This is a genomic window from Streptomyces sp. AA1529 (assembly GCF_000280905.1).
Taxonomy (GTDB): Bacteria; Actinomycetota; Actinomycetes; order Streptomycetales; family Streptomycetaceae; genus Streptomyces.
Window position 1 is genome coordinate 1 of the sequence record NZ_ALAP01000042.1, and the last position, 26,066, is coordinate 26,066.

The window sequence follows — 26,066 nt, forward strand, 5'->3', positions numbered from 1 at the left end:
CAGCGCACGCTGGTGTACGCGACCACGCCGCGCAGCATGCCCTCGATCGCCCTGCGTGCGTTCCGGGGCACCGTGCCGCCGTCCGGCGCCGCGGCGGCCAACTGGCCCAGGACGTCGATGACCTGCTTGCACCAGCGCACGAAGTCACCGGCGGGCATGTCGGCCTCGCGCAGCACGTCGTCGAGTCCGTAGCCGTCCGCCCAGCGGAAGGCCGCCCAGGCGAAGCCCAGGTCGGGCTCGCGTTGGCCGACGCCCTCGGTGGCGGTGATCCGGTGCTCCTCCTCGAGCGCGTCCAGCCGCCCCCAGATCCGCACCATCTCCCCCAGCGCGGCACGGGCCCGGCCGCCGGGCAGCTTGGGAGGCAGCGCGTCGTCGTTGTTGCGGGCCTCGAACACCAGCGCGGAGACACAGGCGGCCAGCTCGGCGGGGGGCAGCCCCTCCCACACGCCCTCGCGCAGGCACTCCGAGGCCAGCAGGTCGAGCTCGCCGTAGAGCCGGGCCAGCACCCGGCCGTCCTCGGTGACCTGGTCGCCGGAGAGGTAGCCGAGCTCGGAGAGCAGCGCGTACACCCGGTCGAAGGTGCGGGCGATGGTGTTCGTACGGCCCTCGATGCGGCGCTCCAGCTGGCGGGTGTCGCGGCGCAGCCGGGTGTAGCGCTCGGCCCACCGGGCGTGGTCCTCCCGCTCGTCGCAGCCGTGGCAGGGGTGCCGGCGGATCTCCGTGCGCAGCCGCTCGATCTCCGGGTCGTCGGCGGCGGCCGAACGCTGCTTGCGATGCCGCTCGGGCACGTGGTGGCCCGCCTTGCTCCGCAGGGCGGAGGCCAGATCCCGGCGGGACTGCGGGCTGCGCGCGTTGAAGGACTTGGGGACGCGCATCCGCTCCAGCGGCTCGACCGGCACCGGGAAGTCGATCGGACCGAGCCGTTTGACCTGCCGCTGCGCCGTCAGGACGAGCGGCCGCGGCCCCTCCTGGCCGGCGCTCCCGTCGTACCCCCTGCGCGCTCCCGGGCCGCGGCCGCCGCTCACCCCGGCGTCCAGCACCAGCGCCAGCCCCGCGTACTTCCCGGTGGGCACATGGATGACATCGCCCGGCCTGAGCTTCTCCAGGGCCGCTGCGGCCTGCGCCCGGCGCTGGTTGGCGCCCTGCTTGGCCAGCTCCGTCTCGCGGTCCTTCAGCTCCCGGCGCAGCCGCGCGTACTCCTCGAAGTCCCCCAGATGGCAGGTCATGGAGGCGCGGTAGCCCGCCATGCCCTCCTCGTTCTTCTGCACCTGCCGGGAGATGCCGACCACCGAGCGGTCGGCCTGGAACTGTGCGAAGGACGTCTCCAGCAGCTCGCGCGAACGGTGCCTGCCGAACTGCGCGACGAGATTGACGGCCATGTTGTAGGACGGCTTGAACGACGAGCGCAGCGGATAGGTGCGCGCACCGGCCAGCCCCGCCAGCGCGGCGGGGTCCATGCCGCGCTGCCACAGCACGACCGCGTGCCCCTCGATGTCGATGCCGCGCCGCCCCGCACGCCCTGTCAGCTGGGTGAACTCACCGGGGGTGATGTCGGCGTGCTGCTCGCCGTTCCACTTGACCAGCTTCTCCAGCACCACCGAGCGGGCCGGCATGTTGATGCCCAGGGCGAGCGTCTCGGTGGCGAAGACGGCCTTGACCAGCCCGCGCACGAACAGCTCCTCGACCACCTCCTTGAAGGTGGGCAGCATGCCCGCATGGTGGGCCGCGATGCCCCGCTCCAGGCCCTCCAGCCACTCGAAGTAGCCCAGGACGTGCAGATCCTTGTCCGGGATGTCGGCGGTGCGCTCCTCGACGATCTCCCGGACCCGGCCGCGCGCCGCGTTGTCGTTCAGCCGCAGTCCCGAGTAGAGGCACTGCTGGACGGCGGCCTCGCAGCCGGCCCGGCTGAAGATGAAGGTGATGGCCGGGAGCAGCCCTTCCGAGTCCAGCCGGTCGATCACCTCGGGCCGGCCCGGTGTCCAGATCCGGGCCCGCTGCCGACGCTCCCGCTCGCGGTCGGCCTCCCGCTGGGGGCGGCCGCCCCGGCGCCGGTCGCGGCCGCCGCCCACCCGGCTGTTCTCCATCCGGGCCATCCGCATCAGGTCGGGGTTGACCTCACGCTTGTCGCCGGACTCCTCGAACAGGTCGTACATCCGGCGGCCGGCCAGCACGTGCTGCCACAGCGGCACCGGGCGCTCCTCGGAGACGATCACCTGGGTGTCGCCGCGGACGGTGTCCAGCCAGTCGCCGAACTCCTCCGCGTTGGAGACGGTGGCCGAGAGCGAGACCAGGGTGACCGACTCCGGGAGGTGGATGATCACCTCTTCCCAGACGGCGCCCCGGAAGCGGTCCGAGAGGTAGTGCACCTCGTCCATGACCACGTAGCCCAGGCCCAGCAGGGACTTCGAGCCCGCGTAGAGCATGTTCCGCAGCACCTCGGTCGTCATCACGACGATCGGGGCCTCGGAGTTGACGCTGTTGTCACCCGTCAGCAGTCCGACCTTGGCGGCTCCGTACCGCTTGACGAGGTCGTTGAACTTCTGGTTCGACAGCGCCTTGATCGGGGTCGTGTAGAAACACTTGCGGCCCTGGGTGAGGGCCAGGTGGACGGCGAACTCGCCCACGATGGTCTTGCCGGAGCCGGTCGGCGCTGCGACCAGCACACCCTTTCCCGCTTCGAGGGCTTGGCACGCCTCGATCTGGAAGGGGTCCAGAGCGAAGTCGTACAGGTCACGGAAGGGCGCGAGAGCGGTGGCCTGCTCGGCGGCACGTTTGCGTGCCGCCGCGTACCGCTCCGCGGGGGACAGATCCTCGGTCATCGTGTCTACGAGCCTACCGGCCGACTCCGACAGACTCACGATCTTTACCGGCCCGCGCAGCGGATTCCGTGGTCAGCGAGGTGCGGGCGCTCCGCGGACGGACCGCGCCGCGGGCCGGGGTGCGGGACGGGCCGGGCCTCGGGCGGGCGGCGGGCTCGCTCAGGTCGCGTCGTCGAAGCCGCCGGGAGCGCGACCGCCGCCGTCCCGGCGGTCCTCGCCGTCGTGACGCGGTCCGGGCAGCCCCTCGGCGGTGCCGATGCCCTCCGGCGTCAGGTCCAGCGGGGCCGCCTCCTCGTCGTCGAGCCCGGCGTCGGGGTTGCGGCGGCTGCGGCGGCGGTCGTTGAAGAGGCTGATGCCCACGGCGCTGAAGTACAGCAGCACGATGGGGGCCGCCAGCGCGCACATCGTCAGCGGGTCACCGGTCGGGGTGGCGACCGCCGCGAAGACGGTGATGCCCACGACCATCCCCCGCCACCAGCCCAGCAGCCGCTTGCCGGTCAGCACTCCGCCGAAGTTGAGCAGTACGAGCAGCAGCGGCAGCTCGAAGGCGAGGCCGAAGACGATGACCAGCCGGGTGACGATGTCGAGGAAGTCGTCCAGCGGGATGAGGTTGCCCGTGTTCTCCGGGGAGAAGTCCAGCAGGGCCTTGGCGGCCTTGGGCAGCAGGACGTAGGCCAGGCAGGCGCCCGCGAGGAAGAGCGGCACGCCGGCCGCCACGAAGGAGCGCGCGTAGCGCTTCTCGTGGCGGTGCAGGCCGGGGGCGAGAAAGCCCCACAGCTGGTAGAGCCAGACCGGGGAGGCGACGACGACACCCGCGGTCAGCGCCACCTTCAGCATGATCGTGAAGGGCGCGATCAGGCCGTTGATGGTGATCTCGGCGCAGGTCTCGCCCTCCGCGGCGGTCTCGCCGAAGCCCTTGGTGCAGCCGACCGCGTCCCGCACCGGAGTCATGAGGAAATCGGCGATCTGCTTGTAATACACCATCGCCACGATGGTGACCACGAGGATGGCCAGCACCGACTTCATCAGACGGTTGCGCAGCTCCCGCAGATGGTCCGCCAGAGGCATCCGCCCCTCGGGGTCCTTCTGCTGCTTACCCTGGTTCCGGGCGGACTTGAGCAACCCTCGTCCTCGGTCTCGAAGTGTCGGTTACGGCCTGCCGGACCGCGCCGCGGCGCGGTGCCACGGAGCGGGCGGCGGACACGGCAGGTGGCTCGGCCGGGCTGCTCAGCTCTGCTTGGGCTGGTCCGCCGGTTCGGTGACGGGGCGCGAGGTCGCGACGTCGCCGGGAGCGGCCTGGATCGTCTTCGGGGCCGACTGCTGCGCCTCCCCGGACTTGTCCGCCTCGCCGTCGGAGGAGCCTTCCTTCTTCATCTGCTTGGCTTCGCTCTTGAGGATCCGGGCCGACTTGCCGAGCGAACGGGCCATGTCCGGGAGCTTCTTGGCGCCGAACAGCAGCAGGATGACAAGGAGGATCAGGACGATCTCCATGGGCCTCAAACCTGCGATCATGTGCCACTACCTTCTCGCCGGGGCGGCGTGTTCCGTGCCTGCCGGATGAATCGGACTGGCTGCATCGTGCGGACGTGCCGACATCGATCGTAACCCTGCGGAGTGAACGCCAGGCAATCCCCGTGCATCCGCCCGCTTGCGTACTCCGGCGCTCGTCGACGCGGCACCTGGCAGCCTACCGCTCCCGGATCCGGCGCCGGAGACCGGCCGTACGTCGGCTATGTCTCGTTCTGCCCCTGGGTGCGGCCGGAGGCGCGGCCGGCCCCCGCCTCCCGGCCGGTGCGCGCGGCCAGCGGCACCGCCGCCCGCTCCAGACTCTCCGCCGCCCGCGTGATCCGCTCGGAGCTGTCGCCGACAGCCCGGGAGAAGCGCCGCACCTCCAGCCCCACCCGTACGGCGAGCACCCCGAGCACGGCGATCCCGCAGAAGGCGAGCGCCAGGAAGAACATCGGCCAGAGCATGCAGCCAGCCTAGTGCCCCCGCCGCAGCCCGCTCAGCCCGGCACTCCCGGCGCCGGGGCGGCCTGGGCCTCGGCCCCGTCGGCGCGGTAGGTCCCGTCGGCCCCGTAGGCGGCGAGTGCCTGCCGCGCCGCCTCCCGTGCGCTGCGGGCGAGCTCCTCCGGGGCCGTGATCCGGCCGTCCGCGCCCAGGCGGAGCGCCAGCCGCCGCAGCGAGGCGGGCTCGGGGGTGCGCAGCGTGATGCGCAGGCCACCGTCGGCCAGCTCCTCGGCGCTGTCGTGCGGGTAGTACTCCGCGACCCACCGCCCACCGGGACCGACCTCCACCACGACCTCCGGATCGGTGGCCGCGGGCTGCACCAGGCCGGCGCTCAGGTCCCGCGGCTCTATCGGCGGCGGGTCCGAGCGCTCGTCCAGCAGCTTGATCTCGGCGACCCGGTCCAGCCGGAAGGTGCGCCGCGCCTCGGAGAGCCGGCACCACGCCTCGACATAGGTGTGGCCGACGGCGAACAGCCGGATCGGGTCCACCTCGCGCTCGGTCAGCTCGTCCCGGGCCGGCGAGTAGTACCGGATCCACAGCCGGCGGCGCTCGGCGATGGCCCGGTCCACGTCGGCGAAGACGCCGCCTTCCGACTCGAAGGTGACCGAGAGCCGCGAGCTGGCGCCCGCGCTCTCCCCCGCCGCCGTCTCCAGCTTGGCGGTGGCCCGCTGCAGCGCCTCCCGGTCGCTCTCCCGCAGGCCCGGCAGCGTGGCCACGGCGCGGGCCGCGACCAGCAGCGCCGTCGCCTCGTCGGCGGCGAGCCGGAGAGGCTGCGCCGTGTCGCTGCCCAGCGCCTCGGAGTTGCGCCACCAGATGCGCTCCCCGTCGGTGTCGATCTCCAGCAGATCACCGCCCCGGAAGCTGGTGCCGCACATGGGCAGCACGTTCAGGTCGGAGATCAGCTCGTCGTCGGAGATCCCGAAGGCACGGGCCACCTCCTCGACCCGGGCGCCGGGCCGGTCCCTGAGATAGGTGACCAGCGAGAGCATCCTGCGGGTCTGATCGATGGCGTTGGCCGCCATGTTCCGCTCCTCCCTCAGCCCTGCGCCACGGCGCGCAGCCGGTCGATCACGTCCGCGCGCAGCTCGGCGGGCTCCAGCACGACCACGTCCGGTCCGAACTCCACCAGCCAGGCGTCCAGCCCGTGCCCGTACGGGATCTCCAACTCGTCCCAGCCGTCGCCGAGTTCCCGGGTGTGCAGGGCGCGGGAGCGCAGCGGATAGCCCGCTCCGGCGCGCAGCCTGACCCGGGCCGTGCTGGTGGCACCCTCCCCCGCCCAGCGCTCGACGGTCTCGCGCACCGTCACCTGATCGGGTACCTCGGCGGTGAAGGCCGCGGTCCGGGAGCGGACCGGGCCGGTGATCCGCGAGAGCCGGAAGACCCGCTCGGCCTGCCGCTCCCGGTCCCAGCCGGCCAGATACCAGTGCCCGCGCCAGCACTCCAGGGTCCAGGGCTCGACCTGGCGCTTCTCGGAGCGGGCCGCGTTGGACTTGCGGTAGTCGAAGACGACGGGGCGGCGGTCGCGGCACGCCAGCATCAGCGGCTCGAACGCGGCCTCCCGCGCGGGAATGTGCGGCTCCAGGGTGCTGAGCTGCCGCTCCCCGCCCTGCTCGGGCAGTGCGCCGGGCGGCATCCCGCCGGCGGCGTGCAGCTTCTGCAGGGCCCCGCTGGCCGCGGCGGCGAGCCGGGCCTGCTGCCAGACCCGGGCCGCGAGGCCGAGCGCGGTGGCCTCGGCGGCGTCCAGGGTGATGGGCGGCAGGCGGTTGCTGTCCCGGCGGGCGACATAGCCCGTCTCCCCGTCGAGGTTGTCGACGGTGTCGATGACCAGGCCCAGCTCGCGCAGATCGTCCTTGTCGCGCTCGAACATCCGGCTGAAGGACTCCTCGGTCCCGGTCGCCCCGTCCCCGGGGCCGGACGCCGAGCCCGAGCCGAAGGCCTCGACATAGGCCTCGATCGATGCGCGCAGCTCGCGCTTGGTGAGCGGGCGGCGGGCCCCCAGCAGGCACAGCGCCAGATTCATCAGCCGCTCGGCCTTGGCAATCGCCATGGGTTCCCTCGTGCCCTCTGTGATGCTGTTCTGGACCCTCGACCGTACCGTCGGCGCGGCGCGAGGCAAAAGCCGGGAGCCCCGCGGCCGACGGGGCTCCCGGCTGAGGTACCGGACGTGGTCAGACCGACACGAGGTCGCAGACGAAGATCAGCGTCTCGCCCGGCTTGATCCGTCCGCCGCCCGCGCCGCGCTCGCCGTAGGCGAGGTGCGCGGGGATGGTCAGCCGGCGGCGGCCGCCGACCTTCATGCCCTGGACGCCCTTGTCCCAGCCGTCGATGACCTGGCCGGCACCGAGCTGGAACTGGAGCGGCTTGCCGCGGTTCCAGCTCGCGTCGAACTCCTCACCGGTGGAGAAGGAGACGCCCACGTAGTGCACGGAGACGTTGTCCCCGGCCTTGGCCTCGGGGCCGTCGCCCTGCCACAGGTCCTGGATCTCCAGGTCGGAGGGCGGCTCGCCCTCGGGGAAGTCGACCTCGGGCTTGTCGATGCTCACGAAATTGCTCCTACGAACGTATCTGCGGGACAACCGCGCCAGTCTGCCACGGACCCGGTCACTTCACGTCGAGCACGTCCACCGAGAAGACGACCCCGTCCTTGAACTGCTTGCGCTGCTCCTTGGGGAACTCGTCCTGCGGCACCGAGATCACCACGCGGCTGCCCGCCTTGACGCCCTTGAGCCCTTCCTTCCAGCCCGGGATCTGGGCGACGGGGATCTCCTGCGGCGCACCGTTCTGCGCCCAGGTGTCGTCCAGCTGCTTGCCGCCCTTCCACGCCTTGGCCGTGAAGTGGGTCAGGATCGTGCTGTCCGCACCGACCTCCTTGCCGCTGCCCTGCACGATGGTCTCGCTGACCAGCTTGTCCGGCGCCGAGTCCTTGCCCTCGGGCATCTTGATCGAGGGGGCCTTGTTCTTCTCGACCTTGGTGCTCACCTCGGGAAGCTGCGGGTTCTGCGGCTTGTCCACCGGCTTGCCGTCGATCTCGCCGGGGGCGATCTTCTCCAGGTCGACGACGAAGACCAGCGTGGAGTTGCCGGGGATCGTCGGCGGCTGCCCCTTCTTGCCGTACGCCTTGTCCGGCGGGGCGACGATCTCGACGCGGCTGCCGGTCTTCTTGCCGACCAGTGCCTCGTCCCAGCCCTTGATGACCTTGCCGGTGCCGATCTGGAAGGTGGCGGGCATCTTCCGCTTCCAACTGCTGTCGAACTCGTCGCCGTTCCACAGCTGGCCCACGTAATGCGCGCTGACGGCGTCGCCCTTGCGCACCTTCTGCCCGTCGCCGCTCTTGAGCACCTTGGTCTTCAGGTCGGAGGGCGGATCGCCCTCCCCCTTTTCGATCTTGGGCTTCTTCCCCCAGGATCCGCTCACCGCCGGCGGGCTGCCCTTGGAGTCGGAGGAGCTGTCGTCACCCCCGCAGGCCGCCGCCGAGACGGCCAGCAGCGGAACGACCAGGAGAGCAGCGGTACGACGCGCGGCGCGCCCGCGCGGGGTCCGGAAGGCTCGCGGGGTACGGGGGGTCGAGCCCCCGGAGAAATACAACATGAGTCCCACTCACGGGTATAGGGATGGTCCTGCGGAGATGACAGCCTACGACCCAGCAACGAGGCTGCCACCGCCCACGACACGGCACCGCACGCCGGTGGTCAACTCACGCTGACACACGCCGAGGGCGGCCCCGCAGCCCGGGACCGCCCTCGGCGACGCTCGCGGCCGCCGCGCGGGGCAACCGTCACATGCCCGCGATCAGCTTTTCCACCCGCTCGTCCACCGACCTGAACGGGTCCTTGCACAGCACCGTGCGCTGCGCCTGGTCGTTCAGCTTGAGATGCACCCAGTCGACGGTGAAGTCCCGGCGCTGCTCCTGGGCCCTGCGGATGAAGTCGCCGCGCAGCCGGGCCCGGGTGGTCTGCGGCGGCACCGACTTGCCCTCGAAGATCTTGACGTCGTCACAGATCCGGGCGGCTCTGCCGCTGCGCTCCAGCAGGTAGTAGAGACCGCGGCGGCGGTGGATGTCGTGGTAGGCGAGATCTATCTGGGCGATCCGCGGGTGCGACATGGTGATGTTGTTCTTGTTCCGGTACCGCTCGATGAGCTGGTACTTCATCACCCAGTCGATCTCAGTGTTGATCTTGTCCAGCTCCTGGGTGCGCACCGCCTCCAGGGCCCGCCCCCACAGCTCCAGCACCTGCTCGACCCGGCCGGTGCGGATGCCGCGCCGGTCGCAGAAGTCCAGCGCCTTGTCGAAGTACTCCTGCTGCACCTCCAGCGCGGACGCCTCCCGGCCGCTGGCAAGCCGCACCTTGCGCTGGCCCGTGATGTCGTGGCTGACCTCGCGGATCGCCCGGATCGGGTTCTCCAGCGTCAGGTCCCGCATCACCGTGCCCGCCTCGATCATGCGCAGCACCAGATCGGTGGCACCGACCTTGAGCAGCATCGTCGTCTCCGACATGTTGGAGTCACCGACGATCACGTGCAGCCTGCGGTATCGCTCGGCGTCCGCGTGCGGCTCGTCCCGGGTGTTGATGATCGGCCGCGAACGGGTGGTCGCCGAGCTGACGCCCTCCCAGATGTGCTCGGCACGCTGGCTGACGCAGTAGACCGCACCGCGCGGGGTCTGCAGCACCTTGCCCGCGCCGCACACCAGCTGCCGCGTCACCAGGAACGGGATGAGCACGTCGGCGAGCCGGGAGAACTCCCCGTGCCGGGCCACCAGATAGTTCTCGTGGCACCCGTAGGAGTTGCCCGCCGAGTCGGTGTTGTTCTTGAAGAGATAGACGTCGCCCGCGATCCCCTCCTCGTGCAGCCGGCGCTCGGCATCGACGAGGAGGCCCTCGAGAATGCGCTCACCCGACTTGTCGTGCGTGACCAGCTCGGTCACGTTGTCGCACTCGGGAGTGGCGTACTCCGGGTGCGAACCCACGTCCAGGTAGAGGCGCGCGCCGTTCCGCAGAAACACATTGCTGCTGCGGCCCCATGACACAACACGGCGGAAGAGGTACCGCGCCACCTCGTCGGGGGACAGCCGGCGCTGGCCCCGGAACGTACATGTGACGCCGTACTCGTTCTCCAGCCCGAAGATTCGGCGGTCCATGCCTGAACATTACGCCTGCGGGAAGGATCTGAAACCGGGTTCGCCGCAGCCGTTCCGATCAGTTTCCGCACCTGGCAGGCGTTCCGGAGGCGCGCCCGCGGTACCCGGCTCCCCCGTCCGGGCCCCGCTGTGCGGGGCCGCGCCCAGCGGTGCCGGTGCGGCCTGCACCTCGGCCGGCCACGCCGGCGCGGATGCGGCGGACGCCCCGCCGGACACCACCGCACCGGCGGACGGCGGACCCTCCGGGGGTGCCAGGATCCGCCGCGCCGCCACGACGACGGCCACCGCCGCCACCCCGCCGGCCCCGGCCAGCGCGAAGCCCGCCCCCGTGCCGCCCCGCTCGATGACCGGGCCGACCGCCGCCGTGCCCGCAGCGGCGCCCACCCCGAACGTCGTCACCAGCCAGGAGAACGCCTCGGTCACCGTCCCCGACGGGGCGTGCCGGTCCACCACCACGAAGGCACACGCCAGGGACGGGGCCAGGAAGAGCCCGGAGAGCGCGCCCAGCACCGCCATCACCGGAGTTCCCGGCACCAGCGCCAGCGGCAGGTTGCCCAGCGCGAAGAGGCCCACCAGTACCCGCAGCCGCCCCTCGTGGCTGCCCGGCCAGCGGCGGGCGCCGTAGCTGATCCCGCCCACGAGTGCTCCCGTGCCCTGGGCCGCCAGCAGATAGGTGGAGATCAGTTTGTCGGAGTGGTCGTCGGCGTAGGAGACCGCGGCCAGCGCGAAGGTCCCCAGCGCCAGCCCCACGAAGAAGAACGAAGCCAGCAGCACCTTCAGCCCCGGCGAACGCAGCGCCCCCAGCCAGTGCGGCTTGCGCGGTGCGGAGCGCCAGCGGCGGGACGGCGGGGAGAGGACCACCGAGACGGCGCCCAGCAGCCCCAGGCCGTTGACCACCAGCAGCGCCGCGGCCTCGCTCCACCCGGCGACCAGCAGCGTCACCAGCAGCGGGCCCACCGCGAACATCACCTCCTGGGCGACCGCGTCCAGCGCGTAGGCGGTGTGCACCTGCTCCTCGCGCCGCAGCACGCTGGGCCACAGCGCCCGCAGCCCGCCTTCCAGGGGCGGGGTGAACAGGCCGAAGACCAGCACGCACCCGAGGGCGAGCGGCAGCGAGCCGATCCCCGCCAGCGCCAGCGTGCCCGCGCCCGCGGCGGACGCCGCCGCTGCGGGCAGCATCACCCGCGGCTGTCCGAACAGGTCCACCAGCCGCCCCAGCATCGGCTGCCCGAACGCGGTGGCGAGGCCGTATCCCGCGGACAGCGCCCCCGCGAGGGCCATGCTGCCGCCCTCGGCGCGGACGAACAGCGCGATGGCGATCGGACCCGTGGCGTTCGGCAGCCTGCCCACCAGCGTCCCCGCCAGCAGCCGCACCGCGTGTCCGGCCCGCAGCACATCGGCGTATCCCGTCGCCATCCGCCCCACCCCACCGCTCTCGTTTTACGTATAACTACCGCGCTATACGTACCATGCCCAGGCAGCGGCGGTGAAGGAGTTTTCCGTGCCAGGACAGCAGTCGGCAGCCGGCCACGAGCGCGACACCGGAGGGCGGCCCGCGGGGGCAGACGGCGCCTCCCGCCGCGGTGCACCCGACCGGGACGCCGCGCGGCGGCCCGCCGCGGACCTGGACCATGGCCGGAACCGGCCCACCGGGCACGACGTCGCCGGCGCGGCAGGCGTCTCACAGGCCACGGTCTCGCTGGTGCTCGGCGGCAAATGGGAGGGCAGGGTGTCCGCCCGGACCGCCGAGGCCGTCCGGGCCGCGGCCCGCGAGCTCGGCTACCGCCCCAACCTGGCAGCCCGCACCCTGCGCCTCGGCCGCACCCGCACCGCGCTCCTGGTGGTGCCGGCGCTGACCAACGAGTTCTTCGCCACCGTGCACCGCGGGGCGGCCGAAGTCGCCAGAGCCCACGACTTCGGCATCGTCCTCTACCCCTCCCCCGAGGGGATCGACGCCGCCCCCGACCCCTTCGCCTCGGCCCGCACCGCACTCGACGGCGTCATCGCCTCCTCCATGGCACCCGAAGCCCTCGCGGCGCTGCGCGGCGAGGGACTGCCCGTGGTGATGCTGGACAGCGACGAGCGGACCCGCGACGCCACCGTGAACGTCGACCTCGCCGACGGCATGCGGCAGGTGGTGGCCCACCTGCTCGGGCTCGGCCACCGCAGGATCGCCCACATCGCCGCCGACGTGGACTCCTGGACCTTCGCGGAACGGGCGCGGGCGCTGCGCGCGGAGCTGACCGCAGGCGGCGCCGCCCTGGTGCACACGCAGCGCGGGGCACTCGGCGTGCCGGGCGGGCTGGAAGCGGCGACCCGGGCGCTGACGGCGCACCCGAACGGCGCGGCGGACGCGAGCGGTGCCCGCCGGACCGCCGGGGACGTGCCCGGACCGTCGGGCGAGGGCGGCGAGGGGCCGCCGACGGCACTGGTGTGCGACGACGATCTGCTCGCCGCCGGGGCGCTGAAGGCCGCGCGGCGGCTCGGACTGCGGGTGCCGGACGACGTCTCGGTGACCGGGTTCGACGACCTGGCCCTGGCGACCGCCGTGGAACCGGAGCTGACGACCGTCCGGTTGCCCGCCGAACGGGTGGGAGCCGCGGGCATGCGGACCCTGCTGGACATCCTGGAGGGCCGGGAGCCGGAAGCCGTGCGGCTGCCGGTGCGGCTGGTGGCACGCGGTTCCACCGGCCCCGCCCGCACCCCGGCTCCCCGGGGCCCCTCCCGGTCCCCCGGGCCGCGTTAGCCACCGGGAGTCCGGGACACGCGACCTGGTCCGTCGGCCGCTCGGCGCTCCGGGCCGCAGGGCCCCGACCGGACCCGGGACCGTTCCGCGGGCGCCCCGGCCCGCGCGGAAGGACGCGCCCGCCCCGGCAGACCCGCGCAGCCCTGCTCCGCCCCGCGGTCACCCTTCCGGGCAGCCGCGGGGCGGAGCAGGACCGGGGACTACTCCTCCTCGCCGCCCTCGGCTTCGCCCTCCGCCTCGCCGGTGGCCTCCGGGACAGGGGTCTCCTCCAGAAGACGGGCCACCTGCCCGGCCGGGACGCGCTTGAACTTGCGCCGCTGGGAACGCTCACGGTCCAGGACGGCCACCTCCAGCTGCTCGGCGGTCAGCGTCCGCTCACCGCCGTTGCTGTCCCGCTTGAGCGCCTCGACAGCGAGCTTGAGGGCCTCGCCCAGCGACATTCCCTCCCGGTGCCGCTGGTCCATGTAGCTGCCGATCTGGTCCGAGTTGCCGCCGACCGCGACCGAGCCGTGCTCGTCGACGATCGACCCGTCGTGCGGCAGACGGTAGATCTGGTCGTCCTCGGGAGCCGCGCCCACCTCGGCGACGATCAGCTCGACCTCGTAGGGCTTCTCCGCGTTCGCCGAGAAGATCGTGCCCAGGGTCTGGGCGTACACATTGGCCAGCCCGCGCGCCGTGACGTCCTGGCGGTCGTAGGTGTAGCCGCGCAGGTCGGCGTAGCGGACACCGCCGATCCGCAGGTTCTCGAACTCGTTGTACTTGCCGACCGCGGCGAAGGCGATCCGGTCGTAGATCTCACTGACCTTGTGCAGCGCGCGGGAGGGGTTCTCGGCGACGAAGACGATGCCGTCCGCGTACTGCAAAACGACCACGCTGCGTCCGCGCGCGATGCCTTTGCGGGCGTATTCGGCGCGGTCCGCCATCGCCTGCTGGGGTGACACATAGAACGGCGTCGACACCGGCTATCCGTCCCTTCCTGTCCGAATGAGTGCTCTAGGAGACGGGGGCCTGCGGCCCGTTGGGCAGCCGGAGGCGGCCGTCGTGCACCGTCTGCGCCAGCCCGGAGACCTCCTCCTCGCCCAGCCTGCGGTACCCGTCCTCCGTGATGGTCACCACCACCGGGTAGATGCGGCGCGTCATGTCCGGACCACCGGTGGCCGAGTCGTCGTCGGCGGCGTCGTAGAGCGCCTGGAGGACCACGGTCGCGGCCTGCTCCTGGGTCATCTCCTCCCGGTAGAGCTTCTTGAGCGAGCCGCGGGCGAAGACCGAGCCGGAGCCGACCCCGGCGAAGCCCAGCTCCTCGGAGCGGCCGCCGGTCACGTCGTAGGAGAAGATCCGGCCCGCACCGCGGTCCTGATCGAAGCCGGCGAACAGCGGCACCACGGCCAGCCCCTGCATCGCCATGCCCAGATTGCCGCGGATCATCGTGGAGAGCCGGTTGGCCTTGCCCTCCAGCGAGAGGGTGGAGCCCTCCACCTTCTCGAAGTGCTCCAGCTCCAGCTGGAACAGCTTCACCATCTCCACCGCCAGCCCCGCGGTGCCCGCAATACCCACGGCGGAGTGCTCGTCGGCGGGAAAGACCTTCTCGATGTCCCGCTGCGCGATGACGTTGCCCATCGTCGCCCGCCGGTCCCCGGCCAGCACCACACCGCCCGCGAAGGTCGCTGCCACGATCGTGGTGCCGTGCGGCGCCTGCACGGCGCCCTCCACGGGAGGCAGCGGCCGGCTTCCCGGCAACTGCTCCGGCGCGTGGTCGGACAGGAAATCCATGAACGACGACGACCCTGGCGTCAGGAAGGCAGCAGGTAGACGCCCGGTGCTACGAATTTCGGCTTCCACACGTTTCCTTCCACGTAGGCTGCCGCACGCCGCATGACGTCCGGCCGATCCCTGAACTGCCCCAGTGCGGCATTGCAGCTGAAGCACAGTACGCCCCGGACCCTACCCGTCTCATGATCGTGGTCCACATGCTCAGGAGCGGACCCGGGACAGCTCGGGCAGTTGCCGAACCGGCCGTCCAGCAGACTCCGGCTCTGCTCGACGGTCATACCGTAGGTGCGTCCGAGGTGTCCGGACCGTCCGTCAACTGCTCGGCGCTTTCTGCACCGGGTGAAGAGGCCATCCGCAGCGGTCGCATCGCGATGCCGCTCGCCGGACGACTTCGCCTCCCCGCATGAACGGCGCGGTTGGGAACCAGTCGGCACCCGGGGGTACTTCAGCGCACGCCGCTTCCGCCCGTCCCCCTGCTCCGTGTACGCACGGGCACACGGGCGGCAGTAGTCCTGCGAACCGTCGGCCCGCACCCGGTGACGCCCGGACGCCGCCGGGGACGGGCAACGCTCACAACGCGGACAGTGCTTGGTTTCCGCTTCCTCCACGAGGATCACCCTTCACTTTGAAGGGGAATTCATTGCCCACCCTTTTGGACAAAGGAACGCACAAAGTCCTCCGCGTTCTCCTCGAGCACGTCGTCGATTTCGTCCAGTACGGAGTCCACGTCGTCGGAGAGTGCCTCCTGGCGTTCCTTGAGATCCTCGGAGACCTGTGCGTCCTGGGTCTCCTCCTCGGTCTCCTCGGTGTGACGTGTGGACTTCTGCTGTCCGCCGCCGCTGTCCTTGGTCGCCATATCCCTCACCCCGCTCGGTTCGGTGGTGTACGCGGAACGTACAAGATCAGACCCTACAAGCCGGGACCGGCTTCGGCTCCTTCGTTGTGACAACGTCCGGCAACCACCTCGATGATTCCCGGACCGGGCACCGAATAGCCGCGATTCAGCCGCCCGAAAGCACCTTCACCAGCTCTTCCGCGGTGCGGCAGCGGTCCAGCAGCTCCTTGACGTGGTTCCGGGTACCCCGCAGCGGCTCCAGGGTGGGAACCCGCTGCAGAGAGTCACGGCCGGGGAGATCGAAGATGACCGAGTCCCAGGACGCGGCGGCCACGTCGTCGGCGTACTGCTCCAGACAGCGGCCGCGGAAGTAGGCCCGGGTGTCCTCCGGGGGCTTGAAGGCGGCCTCCTTGACCTCCTCCTCGGACAGCAGCCGCTGCATGCTCCCGCGGGACACCAGGCGGTTGTAGAGGCCCTTGTCGGGGCGCACGTCCGCGTACTGGAGATCCACCAGATGCAGCCGTGGCGCGTCCCAGTCGAGACTGTCGCGCCGCCGGTAGCCCTCCATCAGCTCCCGCTTGGCGACCCAGTCCAGCTCGCCGGCCAGGCTCATCGGGTCCCGCTCGAGCCGCCCGAGCACGTCCTCCCAGCGGGTCAGCACGTCACGGGTCTGCTCGTCCGCGTCGGTGCCCCAGCGCTCCTCGACGTACTTGCGGGCCAGCTCGTAGTACTCCATCTGGAGCTGTACCGCGGTCAGTGTCCGGCCGTTGCGAAGAGTGATCAGCCGTTCGAGTGTCGGATCGTGCGACACCTGGTGCAGGGTCCGGACGGGCTGGTCGACGGCGAGGTCCACGGCGATGAACCCGTCCTCGATCATGGACAGCACCAGGGAGGTCGTGCCCAGCTTGAGGTAGGTGGAGATCTCCGAGAGGTTGGCGTCCCCGATGATCACGTGCAGCCGCCGGTACTTCTCGGCATCGGCGTGCGGCTCGTCCCGGGTGTTGATGATCGGCCGCTTGAGTGTCGTCTCCAGCCCGACCTCGACCTCGAAGTAGTCGGCGCGCTGGCTGAGCTGGAACCCGTGCTCGCCGCCGTCCTGCCCCAGCCCCACCCGCCCCGCACCGCACACGACCTGCCGGGACACGAAGAAGGGCGTCAGATGGCGGACGATCTCCGAGAAGGGGGTCTCCCGCTTCATCAGATAGTTCTCGTGCGTGCCGTAGGAGGCGCCCTTGTTGTCGGTGTTGTTCTTGTAGAGGTGGATCGGGTTGGTCCCGGGGACCTCGGCCGCCCGCTCGGCGGCCTCCGCCATCACCCGCTCACCCGCCTTGTCCCACAGCACCGCGTCCCGCGGATTGGTGACCTCGGGCGCGCTGTACTCGGGGTGGGCGTGGTCGACGTAGAGCCGGGCGCCGTTGGTGAGGATGACGTTGGCCAGTCCGATGTCCTCGTCCGTGAGCTGGCTGGCGTCCGCCGACTCGCGGGCCAGGTCGAAGCCGCGGGCGTCCCGCAGCGGGTTCTCCTCCTCGAAGTCCCAGCGGGCGCGCCGCGCCCGGTGCATCGCCGCCGCGTAGGCGTTGACGACCTGGGACGAGGTGAGCATGGCATTGGCGTTGGGGTGGCCCGGCACGGAAATGCCGTACTCGGTCTCGATGCCCATTACGCGCCGTACGGTCATGCTTCCCTCCTTGCCTGACGGCGGCCCGCCGGTGGACAGCCGTTCAAGTCCCGCTGCGCATCCGTCCCGTGTGCGGCCCCCTCCTGCGCACTGCGCGTCGCGGCGGTGGGGAAAGCCTATGACGCACGGAGAGGAGTGGGGAGATCACTCTGCGGACTTCCTCGGCGCTCCGGGAAACAATCCGGCTGCGGGTACCCCGGGCGGGGACCCGCAGCCGGAACCGGATCCCGCTACAGGTACTGACCGGTGTTGGCGACGGTGTCGATGGACCGGCCGGTGTCCGCGCCCTGCTTGCCGGTGACGAGGGTGCGGATGTAGACGATCCGCTCCCCCTTCTTGCCGGAGATGCGGGCCCAGTCGTCCGGGTTGGTGGTGTTGGGCAGGTCCTCGTTCTCCTTGAACTCGTCCACGCAGGCCGACAGGAGATGAGAGACGCGCAGACCCTTCTGGTTGTGGTCCAGGTACGCCTTGATGGCCATCTTCTTGGCCCGGCCGACGATGTTCTCGATCATCGCGCCGGAGTTGAAGTCCTTGAAGTACAGGACCTCCTTGTCACCGTTGGCGTAGGTGACCTCCAGGAAGCGGTTCTCCTCCGACTCCGCGTACATCTGCTCCACGACCGACTGGATCATCGCGGCGCAGGCGGCCTCCACATTGCCGCCGTGCTCCGCGACGTCGTCCGCGTGGAGCGGCAGGTTCGAGGTGAGGTACTTGGAGAAGATGTCCTTGGCGGCCTCGGCGTCCGGACGCTCGATCTTGATCTTCACGTCCAGCCGGCCGGGACGCAGGATCGCCGGGTCGATCATGTCCTCGCGGTTCGAGGCACCGATGACGATGACGTTCTCCAGCCCCTCCACGCCGTCGATCTCGGAGAGGAGCTGCGGGACGATGGTGTTCTCCACGTCCGAGCTCACCCCCGAGCCGCGGGTGCGGAAGAGGGAGTCCATCTCGTCGAAGAAGACGATGACGGGTGTGCCCTCGCTGGCCTTCTCCCGGGCCCGCTGGAAGACGAGGCGGATGTGCCGCTCCGTCTCGCCCACGTACTTGTTCAGCAGCTCGGGGCCCTTGATGTTGAGGAAGTAGCTCTTGCCCTGGGGCTTGCCCGTCACCTCGGCGACCTTCTTGGCCAGGGAATTGGCCACCGCCTTGGCGATGAGCGTCTTGCCGCAGCCGGGCGGGCCGTAGAGCAGGACACCCTTGGGCGGACGCAGTTCGTGCTCGCGGAAGAGGTCCGGGTACAGATAGGGGAGCTCGACCGCGTCCCTGATCTGCTCGATCTGTCCGCCGAGGCCACCGATCTTGGTGTAGTCGATGTCCGGGACCTCTTCGAGGACCAGTTCCTCGACCTCGCTCTTGGGCACGACCTCGAAGACGTAGCCGGAGCGGCTCTCCAGCAGCAGGGCGTCGCCGGCCCGCAGCGTGGCGTTCAGCAGCGGCTCGGCGAGGCGCACCACGCGCTCCTCGTCCGTGTGGCCGACGACCAGGGCGCGCTCTCCGTCGTCCAGGACTTCCTTGAGGGTGACGATGTCACCCGCGCGCTCGAACTCCATGGCCTCGACCACGTTGAGCGCCTCGTTCAGCATGAGCTCCTGGCCGCGCCGGAGCGACTGGAGCTCGACGCTCGGGCTGACGTTCACCCGCAGCTTGCGGCCGCCGGTGAAGATGTCGGCCGTGTCGTCCTCGTTGGCCTGCAGGAAGACTCCGAAGCCCGCGGGGGGCTGAGCGAGCCTGTCGACCTCTTCCTTGAGGGCCACGATCTGGTCACGCGCCTCACGGAGCGTGGTGGAGAGCCGCTCGTTCTGGGCGGACACACCGGCCAGGTTGGTCTGCAGCTCGACGATCCGCTCCTCGAGAATACGAGTGTGCCGCGGAGAGTCGGCGAGCTTGCGGCGCAGGACGGCGATCTCCTGCTCAAGGTAGGCGACCTGGCCGGACGGGTCTTCGGAACCCCGACCGGGCCGGGCGCCGCGGTTGGTGTCGTCGTCGTGGGCTGCCACGGTCCTCACCTCCTCCAGGGGGAGCTGGACGCTTCGACCCTACCTGGGCCGGTGCGGGTTGAAACCCCTAGATCACAAAGACGGTCGGGGTGTGTCCGATCTTCACCCTTGCGCACTCCCTCAGGACTGGGAATACCCACCCACAACCATCTGAAAGCGACCGGTTGCGGGGTCGGGACGTTCAACACCCGTCCAGTGCGGCGCTGTTTCGGCCCGAGCGGGACCAGAGCGGGATTCGAGGCGGCGGGCCCGGCCGGCGGCGCGCGGAGCCCCTCAGACGCGGATGCCGCCGCCCGCCACCGGGCCGGGACGGAGGGCGAACTTCCCCTCGTGCCACTCCCACTTGACCTTGCGCCGCCGGTCGGGGCAGCAGCGCGGCACCTCGGCGGAGGAGTAGCCGAGGAGGGTGGCGGAGACGGTGGTGCCGCGCACGGCCAGGTCCTGGACCGACATGCCCTCCCGCTGCTCGACGAGGGTGGCGGCGAGCCGCGGGGGCCGGTCGGCAGCGGAGCCGGCCAGCACGTAGACGGCGCTGGGCGGGGTGCCTCCGTGGGCGCGGCAGCGGACCACGGCGACGGTCTCGGTGGCGCCGTCGCCGTCGAAGTCCGCGGAGGCGGTGTCCAGCACCTCCGGCTTCGCCGCGCCCCGGCCGCAGTCCAGCGGGTAGTGGGCGCGGGCCGGGTCGGGGGCCCGGCCGGTACCGGCGGGGGCGGGGGTGGCGGTGGCGGGTCGCAGGAGCGCCGTGCCGCCGAGGACCGCGGCGAGCGCTGCGGCGGTGGCGAGCCAGTGGGCCGTGCGGGTACGGGTGTGCGGCAGTTCCGTCACTCGGGGTGACTCCTGGGGCGGTGCGAGGCGGACGCGGAGGAGGTGCCTCGCATGGTGCCACAGGTCACACCGTCGCGGAACGGCCGGGTCCCCTTGATCCCGCCGTGCCGCTCAACGCCGCTACCCCGCAGCCGGGTTCGGTCCGGGTGCGGGGCAGCGGGCGTGTCGCGCGGGGGCCGCCGGAGGGACGGCGGGGGTGCTGGGGAGTGTCGTCGAAGCCCCGTCCGCCCGGCGGGCGGAGCATTCGACGGCACGGTCTAGGAGGTGCGTCCGCCGGACTGGCTGCCGGGGCCGGTGTAGTCCTCGCCGTAGGCGCCCTTGGCGGGGCGGCGGCGGCGCAGCGGCGGCTCGACCCCGTCGGCCAGTCGGCGGGCGGTCAGCAGAAAGCCGGTGTGGCCGATCATGCGGTGGTCGGGTCGGACGGCGAGGCCCTCGATGTGCCAGTTGCGCACCATCGTCTCCCACGCCTGGGGTTCGTTGAAGGTGCCGAATTCGCGGATGGACTCGACCATGCGCGCCATCTGCGTGGTGGTGGCGACATAGGCGCACAGGATGCCGCCGGGCACCAGGGCCTTGGAGACGGCCTCGAGGCACTCCCAGGGGGCGAGCATGTCGAGGATGACCCGGTCGACGTCGGCGTCGGCGAGGTTGTCCTGGAGGTCGCCGACGGTGAGCGTCCAGGCGGGGTGGGGGCTGCCGAAGTAACGCTCGACGTTCTGCCGGGCGATCTCGGCGAAGTCCGCTCGGCGCTCGTAGGAGTGGAGCATGCCCTGGTCGCCGATGGCGCGGAGCAGGAAGGTGCTCAGCGAGCCGGAGCCGACTCCCGCCTCGACGACGCGGGCGCCGGGGAAGATGTCGGCCATGGCGAGCACCTGGCCGGCGTCCTTGGGGTAGACGACGGCGGCTCCCCGGGGCATGGACAGGACGTAGTCGGGGAGCAGGGGGCGCAGCGCGAGGTAGGCGACGTTTCCGGTGGTACGGACGACACTCCCCTCGGGCGCACCGATCAGCTCGTCGTGGGGAAAGGCTCCCTTGTGGGTGTGGAAGCTCTTCCCCTCTTCGAGGGTGATCGTGTAGTGGCGTCCCTTGGGGTCGGTGAGCTGGACCTGGTCCCCGACCTTGAAGGGCCCGCGACGGCGGGCGGCACCGGTCGGTTCGGACATGCGCACAGCCTAGCCGGTCCGCGGAGTGCGACCGGCGGAGGGCTCCGGGTGGTCAGCCGGGCGGTCCGGCCGGGGTGCGGTCCGGGCGCTTGGACATGGCCTCGACGAAGGCGCGCTCGACGTCGGCGGTGGAGAGCACCCCGTAGATCTCGCCGGTCCCCTCCACGACCAGGTACTCGGTGGCCGGGGTGGCGCGGAGCCATTCCAGCAGGTCCTCGCCGGCGAGCTCGGCGGGTACCCGCATGCCGTCCTTGAGGTCCTGCGCGAGAGTGCTGACGGCGACCCAGGGGCGGCGGTGCTCGGGCACGGAGCCGATGGCGGCCTCCCGCACCAGGGCGAGCGGGTCGCCCCGGCCGTCGACGACGACCAGGGCGCGGGCCCCGGCGGCGTTGGCCCGGCGGAGGGCTTCGGAGAGCGGGGTGTCGGTCTCGACGGGGACGGCGCGCCGGGTGAGGGTGCGGGCGCTGAGCCGGGGCAGGCGTTCGCGCAGCCGGGCCATCCGCAGGCTGTTGCCGGCTCCGGTCCAGATGATGGCGGCGAGGATGGCGGCCAGCAGCGCGTCGGTGAGGGAGTCGACGCCGCTGACGCTGCCCCGTGACAGGCCGCCCGCGTGGGTGGCCAGCGGCAGGCCGATCAGGACGGTGACGGCGAGCGCGCGGCCGACCCATGCGGCGGCGACGGTGCCGGTCATCGGCTTGCCGCTGATCTTCCAGACGACGGCGCGCAGCATCCGGCCGCCGTCCAGGGGAAGGCCGGGCAGCAGGTTGAAGACGGCCACGAGGAGGTTGGAGATCATCAGGCCGGCCAGCAGCACCCCGGGCACGGTGCGGGGTTCCACGGCGCGCATCGCGGCGTAGAAGACACCGGCCAGGACGAGGGAGAGCAGGGGCCCCACGAAGGCGAGGACGAATTCCCGGCCGGGGGTCTCGGACTCCTTCTCGATCTCGGAGACGCCGCCGAAGAACTGGAGCTGGATGCGGCGGACCGGGAGTTTGAAGCGGAGCGCGGCGACGGTGTGGGCGAGCTCGTGGACCAGGACCGACGCGTAGAAGGCGACGGCGAAGAAGAGCGCGATCAGGTAGCGCACGGCGCCGAGCTCGGGCAGCACCCGGTCGAGCTGGCCGCCGAAGACCCAGGTGATCAGGATGGCGACGAGGAACCAGGAGGGGGCGACGTAGACGGGGACGCCGAAGGGGCGGCCCATCAGGATGCCGCCGCCCGGCGCATCGGGACGTACAGGTGTGCGAGGGAGTGTCCGGCGACGCTCCGGCCCCTCGGGACCGCTCCCCTCGCCGGAGCCGCCGTACCGCGGCTTCCCGTCGTTGTCCTCGTCCGCCACGGGTTCCCCTCTGCTGCTTCCCTCGCCCCGCGCCGTGCGGCTGCCGCAGCGTTCTGGTGCGGCGGTCATCCGGCGCGAGGGGTCTGCCGTCGATGGTAAGTGTCCGGTGTCGGTGGTGGGCCGTAGGGTCGTACCCCATGAGAACCAGCGCGGCCACACCGCCGACCTCGCTGTCGCCCTCCCGGGCGGGGGACTTCATGCAGTGCCCGCTGCTCTACCGCTTCCGGGTGATCGACAAACTGCCGGAGAAGCCCTCCGCCGCCGCCACCCGGGGGACGGTGGTGCACTCGGTGCTGGAGCGGCTCTTCGACGCGCCGGCGGCGGAGCGCAGCGCGCGGCGGGCCCGCTCCCTGGTGCCCGGGGAGTGGGAGCGGCTGCTGGCCAAGCGGCCCGAGCTGGCCGAGCTGTTCGCGGAGGACACCTCCGACGGGGCCCGGTTGGCGGAGTGGCTGGCCGAGGTCGAGTCGCTGGTGGAGCGGTGGTTCACCCTGGAGGACCCCACCCGGTTGGAGCCCGCCGAGCGGGAGCTGTTCGTGGAGGCCCGGCTGGATTCGGGGCTGCGGCTGCGCGGGATCATCGACCGGGTGGACGTGGCACCCACCGGCGAGGTGCGGATCGTCGACTACAAGACGGGCAAGGCACCGCGCCCGGAGTACGCCGAGGGCCCGCTGTTCCAGATGAAGTTCTACGCGCTGGTGCTGTGGCGGCTGCGCGGCGTGGTGCCGCGGCGGCTGCAGCTGGTCTTCCTGGGCAGCGGCGACGTCCTGACCTACGACCCGGACGAGGGCGATCTGCAGGCCACCGAGCGCAAGCTGCTGGCGCTGTGGGACGCGATCGGACGGGCGACGGAGACGGGCGACTGGCGGCCGCGGCCGAGCAAGCTGTGCGGCTGGTGCGATCATCAGGCGCACTGCCCGGAGTTCGGCGGCACTCCCCCGCCCTATCCGCTGACGATCCAGCCGCGGCTGCCCGAGCCCCGCCCGGCCGCCGAGGCGGGCGGCAGCGGCGACCCGGCGGCCGGCGGCGGTGCGGTGAGCGGCCCGGACGGGGTGCGGGCCGCCGGGTCGGCGGAGGGGCAGCGGGACGGCTGAGTGAGAATGGGGCGACCGCTGCCGTCCTGTTGAGGAGTTCCCGTGGCAATCCGCGTACTGCTGGTCGACGACCAGCCGCTGCTGCGCACCGGCTTCCGGATGATTCTGGAGGCCGAGCAGGACATAGCGGTGGTCGGTGAGGCGGGGGACGGCCTTCAGGCGCTGGACCAGGTGCGGGCCCTGCAGCCCGATGTGGTCCTGATGGACATCCGGATGCCCCGGATGGACGGCGTGGAGGCCACCCGCCGGATCACCGGACCGGCCAAGGACGGCCCGGCCAAGGTCCTGGTGCTCACCACCTTCGACCTGGACGAGTACGTGGTGGAGGCACTGCGGGCCGGTGCCAGCGGATTCCTCCTGAAGGACGCACCCGCCGGTGAGCTCGTGCAGGCCATCCGGGTGGTGGCGGCGGGCGAGGCGATGCTGGCGCCGAGCATCACCCGGCGGCTGCTGGACAAGTACGCGGGGAAGCTGCCCTCGGGCGAGGAGCCGGTGCCGGACACCCTGCACCAGCTGACCGAGCGCGAGGTGGAGGTGCTGAAGCTGGTGGCGCGCGGGCTGTCGAACGCGGAGATCGCGGCGGACCTGTTCGTGAGCGAGACGACGGTCAAGACGCATGTCGGCCACGTGCTCACCAAGCTGGGGCTGCGGGACCGGGTGCAGGCCGCGGTGTACGCCTACGAGAGCGGACTGGTCCGGCCCGGCTCGGCCTGAGGCCGGGCCGGGGATCGGCCCGGCCGCCCGGGCGGCCGGGCGCGGGCCGCGGCGCCCGGCGGGGCCCGGTGGCCCGCGCCGGTGGCGCCGTGTCCGCCGGCTGCCGCGGCGGTCGGGGTCGCTGCCGCGGCGGTCGGGTCAGGAGTCGCGGCCGCGGCCCAGCTCCCACAGCTGGAGCACCGAGGAGGAGTTGAGGGCCCATTCGACGCCGGTGATGTCGTCGCGGGCCGCGAGGTACTGCTTGCCCTGCCAGAGCGGGAGCAGCGGCACGTCCTTGGCGACGATGTCCTGGACGCGGCCGAGGGTGCCGGTGGTGGCGGAGCGTTCGGTCTGGCGGCGGCTCCTGGGTACGAGCTTGTCGCGGATCTCGTGGTTGGTGTAGGGCGAGCCGAGGAAGTTGTCCTTCTCGAAGAAGGGGGCGACGAAATTGTCGGCGTCCGGGAAGTCCGGGTACCAGCCGTAGCCCCACACCTGGTACTTGCCGTTCGTCGCCGCCGGGCGGAAGGTGTCCCACTTGACGCCCTTGGTCCGCACGTCGAACAGGCCGCTGCCGTTGAGCTGCTTCTCGAGGACGGCGAACTCGTCGGCGGTGGCGCCGCCGTAGTGGTCGGTGGTGTAGGTGAGGGTGAGCTTGACGGGCTTGTCGATGCCCGCGTCGCGCAGCGTCCGCTCGGCCGCCGCCTTGCTGGGTTCGCCGTAGGTGTTGAAGAACGAGTTCCGGTGCGCCGGGAGCCCGGCGGGCACGATGCTGTAGAGCGGCTCGGTGCTGCGGTCGTAGGCGTCCCGCACGATCTTCTTGCGGTCGACGAGCTGGGCCATGGCCTTGCGGACGGCCTTCTTGCCCGCGGTCGGGTCGTCGGTGTCGAAGGCGAGGTAGCGGATCTCCTGGCCGGGCTGCTCGACGAGCTCGACGCCCTGCTCCTGGGCGCCGTCGAGCCGGCTGACCTGGTCGGGGGAGATGGTCCGGCCCATGACATCGATGTCGCCGGCCTTGAGCGCCTTCTCCATGCCCTGTGCGGCGTCGAAGAAGCGCATCTCGATCCGGCTGTTCCGCAGCTCCAGTTCCCCGCTGTAGTGCGGGTTCTTCGCCAGCACGGCCGACTCGGCGTCGATGTGCTCGAGTGCGTAGGGGCCCGAGCCGACCAGCGCGTCGCCCTTGGTGAGGGCGTCGGCCGGGTAGGTCCGGCTGTCCACGATGGCGGCGGCCGGGGTGGTCAGCTTGTACGGGAAGGTCGCGTCGGGCCGCTTGAGGTGGAAGACGACGTGGCTCTTGCCGTCGGCCTCGACGCGGTCGAGGTTGCTGAAGAGGACTGCGGGGCCGCCCTTGTGGTTGATGCGCTTGACCCGCCGCAGCGAGAACTCGACGTCCTCGGCGTCCAGCGGGTGCCCGTTGGAGAACGTCTGGCCCTTGCGCATCGTGCAGCGGTAGACCTTGTTCGCCGCGTCGGTGAAGCCGCACTCGGCGGCGGCGTCCATCACCGGCGAGGTGCCGGTGCGCGGGAAGCGCAGCAGCGTCTGGAAGGTGTTGCGCATGACGCCCCAGGCCGCGACGTCGTAGGCCGCCGCGGGGTCGAACGGGGCCGGCGCGTCCTTGCCGACCGCGAAGTGGTCCGTCGTGCCGACGACGATGGCGTCGCCACCTGCGCTCCCGCCCTTCTCGGACCCGCATCCGGCGAGCAGCGGCGTGAGCATTCCCGCGGCGAGCACGGGCAGCACCACAGTTTTACGGTTCATGGTCGACGATCTCCTCGGCCGGCCGGGGTTTGCTGCAGAGAGGAATGGCCGGTGCACCGACATTAATCGTCCGCTCCGGGGACTTTCGCAGCGCAGGCCGCGGAACCGGTTTCACGCAGCGAAACCAGTACCTTCCTGTCCGCTATCCGAACGTCGGAACGTTTTCCGCTTCACTCCATCAATGCGGACACAAAGGAAGGACATTCCCC

Annotated in this window: 23 protein-coding genes; 3 read left to right on the forward strand and 20 right to left on the reverse strand. The window is 71.4% G+C overall.

The window, feature by feature from the left end; all coding sequences use genetic code 11:
• The 10 genes from A949_RS33240 to A949_RS0112710 all read right to left on the reverse strand — a co-directional run.
• Positions 1-2,819 (reverse strand): DEAD/DEAH box helicase (locus A949_RS33240; protein ID WP_019356384.1); only part of this gene is annotated, 2,819 nt, incomplete at its 3' end.
• Between the two features lie 159 nt (positions 2,820-2,978).
• Positions 2,979-3,941, reverse strand: a complete 963-nt coding sequence (gene tatC, locus A949_RS0112670) for a twin-arginine translocase subunit TatC (protein ID WP_019356385.1) — start codon at positions 3,939-3,941, stop codon at positions 2,979-2,981.
• A 105-nt stretch (positions 3,942-4,046) separates the two neighbouring features.
• Positions 4,047-4,331 carry a Sec-independent protein translocase subunit TatA gene (gene tatA / locus A949_RS0112675; RefSeq protein WP_026004594.1) on the reverse strand — a complete coding sequence of 95 codons (285 nt, stop codon included), beginning with the start codon at positions 4,329-4,331 and terminating at the stop codon, positions 4,047-4,049.
• A gap of 218 nt (positions 4,332-4,549) precedes the next feature.
• Positions 4,550-4,792 carry a hypothetical protein gene (locus A949_RS0112680; protein ID WP_019356387.1) on the reverse strand — a complete coding sequence of 81 codons (243 nt, stop codon included), beginning with the start codon at positions 4,790-4,792 and terminating at the stop codon, positions 4,550-4,552.
• Between the two features lie 32 nt (positions 4,793-4,824).
• Positions 4,825-5,850 (reverse strand): helix-turn-helix transcriptional regulator, encoded by a 1,026-nt coding sequence (locus A949_RS0112685; RefSeq protein WP_019356388.1) that lies wholly within the window; start codon positions 5,848-5,850, stop codon positions 4,825-4,827.
• Between the two features lie 14 nt (positions 5,851-5,864).
• The gene (locus A949_RS0112690; protein WP_019356389.1) at positions 5,865-6,875 is read right to left on the reverse strand and encodes a helix-turn-helix transcriptional regulator; all 1,011 of its coding nucleotides are present in this window, start codon (positions 6,873-6,875) and stop codon (positions 5,865-5,867) included.
• A 121-nt stretch (positions 6,876-6,996) separates the two neighbouring features.
• Complete coding sequence (locus A949_RS0112695; protein WP_019356390.1) at positions 6,997-7,371, reverse strand: FKBP-type peptidyl-prolyl cis-trans isomerase; 375 nt, start codon at positions 7,369-7,371, stop codon at positions 6,997-6,999.
• Positions 7,372-7,429: 58 nt separating this feature from the next.
• Positions 7,430-8,416, reverse strand: a complete 987-nt coding sequence (locus tag A949_RS0112700; RefSeq protein ID WP_019356391.1) for an FKBP-type peptidyl-prolyl cis-trans isomerase — start codon at positions 8,414-8,416, stop codon at positions 7,430-7,432.
• Between the two features lie 187 nt (positions 8,417-8,603).
• Positions 8,604-9,965 carry a Pup--protein ligase gene (gene pafA / locus A949_RS0112705; protein ID WP_019356392.1) on the reverse strand — a complete coding sequence of 454 codons (1,362 nt, stop codon included), beginning with the start codon at positions 9,963-9,965 and terminating at the stop codon, positions 8,604-8,606.
• Positions 9,966-9,974: 9 nt separating this feature from the next.
• Positions 9,975-11,381 (reverse strand): MFS transporter, encoded by a 1,407-nt coding sequence (locus A949_RS0112710; protein WP_019356393.1) that lies wholly within the window; start codon positions 11,379-11,381, stop codon positions 9,975-9,977.
• Between the two features lie 85 nt (positions 11,382-11,466).
• Between A949_RS0112710 and A949_RS0112715 the strand changes: the two genes are divergently transcribed.
• Positions 11,467-12,711, forward strand: a complete 1,245-nt coding sequence (locus A949_RS0112715; protein ID WP_019356394.1) for a LacI family DNA-binding transcriptional regulator — start codon at positions 11,467-11,469, stop codon at positions 12,709-12,711.
• 200 nt (positions 12,712-12,911) lie between these two features.
• Here A949_RS0112715 and prcA read toward each other — a convergent pair whose 3' ends face one another.
• The 9 genes from prcA to A949_RS0112760 all read right to left on the reverse strand — a co-directional run bounded on the left by prcA (position 12,912) and on the right by A949_RS0112760 (position 22,318).
• Positions 12,912-13,670 carry a proteasome subunit alpha gene (gene prcA / locus A949_RS0112720; protein WP_019356395.1) on the reverse strand — a complete coding sequence of 253 codons (759 nt, stop codon included), beginning with the start codon at positions 13,668-13,670 and terminating at the stop codon, positions 12,912-12,914.
• A 34-nt stretch (positions 13,671-13,704) separates the two neighbouring features.
• Positions 13,705-14,550 carry a proteasome subunit beta gene (gene prcB / locus A949_RS0112725; RefSeq protein ID WP_026004595.1) on the reverse strand — a complete coding sequence of 282 codons (846 nt, stop codon included), beginning with the start codon at positions 14,548-14,550 and terminating at the stop codon, positions 13,705-13,707.
• Entirely contained in the window at positions 14,502-15,098 is a 597-nt protein-coding gene (locus A949_RS39510) for an endonuclease domain-containing protein (protein WP_026004596.1), read from the reverse strand. The genes prcB and A949_RS39510 overlap by 49 nt, the downstream gene beginning before the upstream one ends.
• A gap of 20 nt (positions 15,099-15,118) precedes the next feature.
• Positions 15,119-15,337, reverse strand: a complete 219-nt coding sequence (locus A949_RS0112735; protein ID WP_019356397.1) for a ubiquitin-like protein Pup — start codon at positions 15,335-15,337, stop codon at positions 15,119-15,121.
• A 145-nt stretch (positions 15,338-15,482) separates the two neighbouring features.
• Positions 15,483-16,994, reverse strand: coding sequence for a depupylase/deamidase Dop (dop, locus tag A949_RS0112740; protein ID WP_026004597.1), 1,512 nt, complete (start codon positions 16,992-16,994; stop codon positions 15,483-15,485).
• A gap of 230 nt (positions 16,995-17,224) precedes the next feature.
• Entirely contained in the window at positions 17,225-18,991 is a 1,767-nt protein-coding gene (gene arc, locus A949_RS0112745; protein WP_019356399.1) for a proteasome ATPase, read from the reverse strand.
• 273 nt (positions 18,992-19,264) lie between these two features.
• On the reverse strand, positions 19,265-19,816 hold the full coding sequence (locus A949_RS0112750; RefSeq protein ID WP_019356400.1) for a hypothetical protein: 552 nt from the start codon (positions 19,814-19,816) through the stop codon (positions 19,265-19,267).
• 257 nt (positions 19,817-20,073) lie between these two features.
• A complete protein-coding gene (locus A949_RS0112755; protein WP_019356401.1) occupies positions 20,074-20,979 on the reverse strand; it encodes a tRNA (adenine-N1)-methyltransferase in 906 nt (301 codons plus the stop codon).
• A 52-nt stretch (positions 20,980-21,031) separates the two neighbouring features.
• Positions 21,032-22,318, reverse strand: a complete 1,287-nt coding sequence (locus A949_RS0112760) for a site-2 protease family protein (protein ID WP_019356402.1) — start codon at positions 22,316-22,318, stop codon at positions 21,032-21,034.
• 137 nt (positions 22,319-22,455) lie between these two features.
• Here A949_RS0112760 and A949_RS33250 point away from each other — a divergent pair, with 137 nt between their 5' ends.
• Together A949_RS33250 and A949_RS0112770 are read left to right on the forward strand one after the other, a co-directional pair.
• The gene (locus tag A949_RS33250; RefSeq protein ID WP_019356403.1) at positions 22,456-23,409 is read left to right on the forward strand and encodes a RecB family exonuclease; all 954 of its coding nucleotides are present in this window, start codon (positions 22,456-22,458) and stop codon (positions 23,407-23,409) included.
• A gap of 42 nt (positions 23,410-23,451) precedes the next feature.
• On the forward strand, positions 23,452-24,123 hold the full coding sequence (locus A949_RS0112770; RefSeq protein ID WP_019356404.1) for a response regulator: 672 nt from the start codon (positions 23,452-23,454) through the stop codon (positions 24,121-24,123).
• A gap of 138 nt (positions 24,124-24,261) precedes the next feature.
• On the opposite strand, the gene A949_RS0112775 is transcribed toward A949_RS0112770, so the two are convergent.
• Entirely contained in the window at positions 24,262-25,857 is a 1,596-nt protein-coding gene (locus A949_RS0112775; protein ID WP_026004598.1) for an ABC transporter substrate-binding protein, read from the reverse strand.
• Positions 25,858-26,066 lie beyond the last annotated feature (209 nt).

What these genes read in the sequence shown, in the direction of transcription:
- A949_RS0112685 (WP_019356388.1), bottom strand. Translation starts at nt 5,850, where the DNA reads ATGGCGGCCAACGCCATCGATCAGACCCGCAGGATGCTCTCGCTGGTC.
- A949_RS0112735 (WP_019356397.1), bottom strand. Translation starts at nt 15,337, where the DNA reads ATGGCGACCAAGGACAGCGGCGGCGGACAGCAGAAGTCCACACGTCAC.
- tatA (WP_026004594.1), bottom strand. Translation starts at nt 4,331, where the DNA reads ATGATCGCAGGTTTGAGGCCCATGGAGATCGTCCTGATCCTCCTTGTC.
- A949_RS0112700 (WP_019356391.1), bottom strand. Translation starts at nt 8,416, where the DNA reads ATGTTGTATTTCTCCGGGGGCTCGACCCCCCGTACCCCGCGAGCCTTC.
- A949_RS0112690 (WP_019356389.1), bottom strand. Translation starts at nt 6,875, where the DNA reads ATGGCGATTGCCAAGGCCGAGCGGCTGATGAATCTGGCGCTGTGCCTG.
- pafA (WP_019356392.1), bottom strand. Translation starts at nt 9,965, where the DNA reads ATGGACCGCCGAATCTTCGGGCTGGAGAACGAGTACGGCGTCACATGT.
- A949_RS0112680 (WP_019356387.1), bottom strand. Translation starts at nt 4,792, where the DNA reads ATGCTCTGGCCGATGTTCTTCCTGGCGCTCGCCTTCTGCGGGATCGCC.
- A949_RS33250 (WP_019356403.1), top strand. Translation starts at nt 22,456, where the DNA reads ATGAGAACCAGCGCGGCCACACCGCCGACCTCGCTGTCGCCCTCCCGG.
- dop (WP_026004597.1), bottom strand. Translation starts at nt 16,994, where the DNA reads ATGACCGTACGGCGCGTAATGGGCATCGAGACCGAGTACGGCATTTCC.
- A949_RS0112755 (WP_019356401.1), bottom strand. Translation starts at nt 20,979, where the DNA reads ATGTCCGAACCGACCGGTGCCGCCCGCCGTCGCGGGCCCTTCAAGGTC.
- A949_RS0112775 (WP_026004598.1), bottom strand. Translation starts at nt 25,857, where the DNA reads ATGAACCGTAAAACTGTGGTGCTGCCCGTGCTCGCCGCGGGAATGCTC.
- A949_RS0112710 (WP_019356393.1), bottom strand. Translation starts at nt 11,381, where the DNA reads ATGGCGACGGGATACGCCGATGTGCTGCGGGCCGGACACGCGGTGCGG.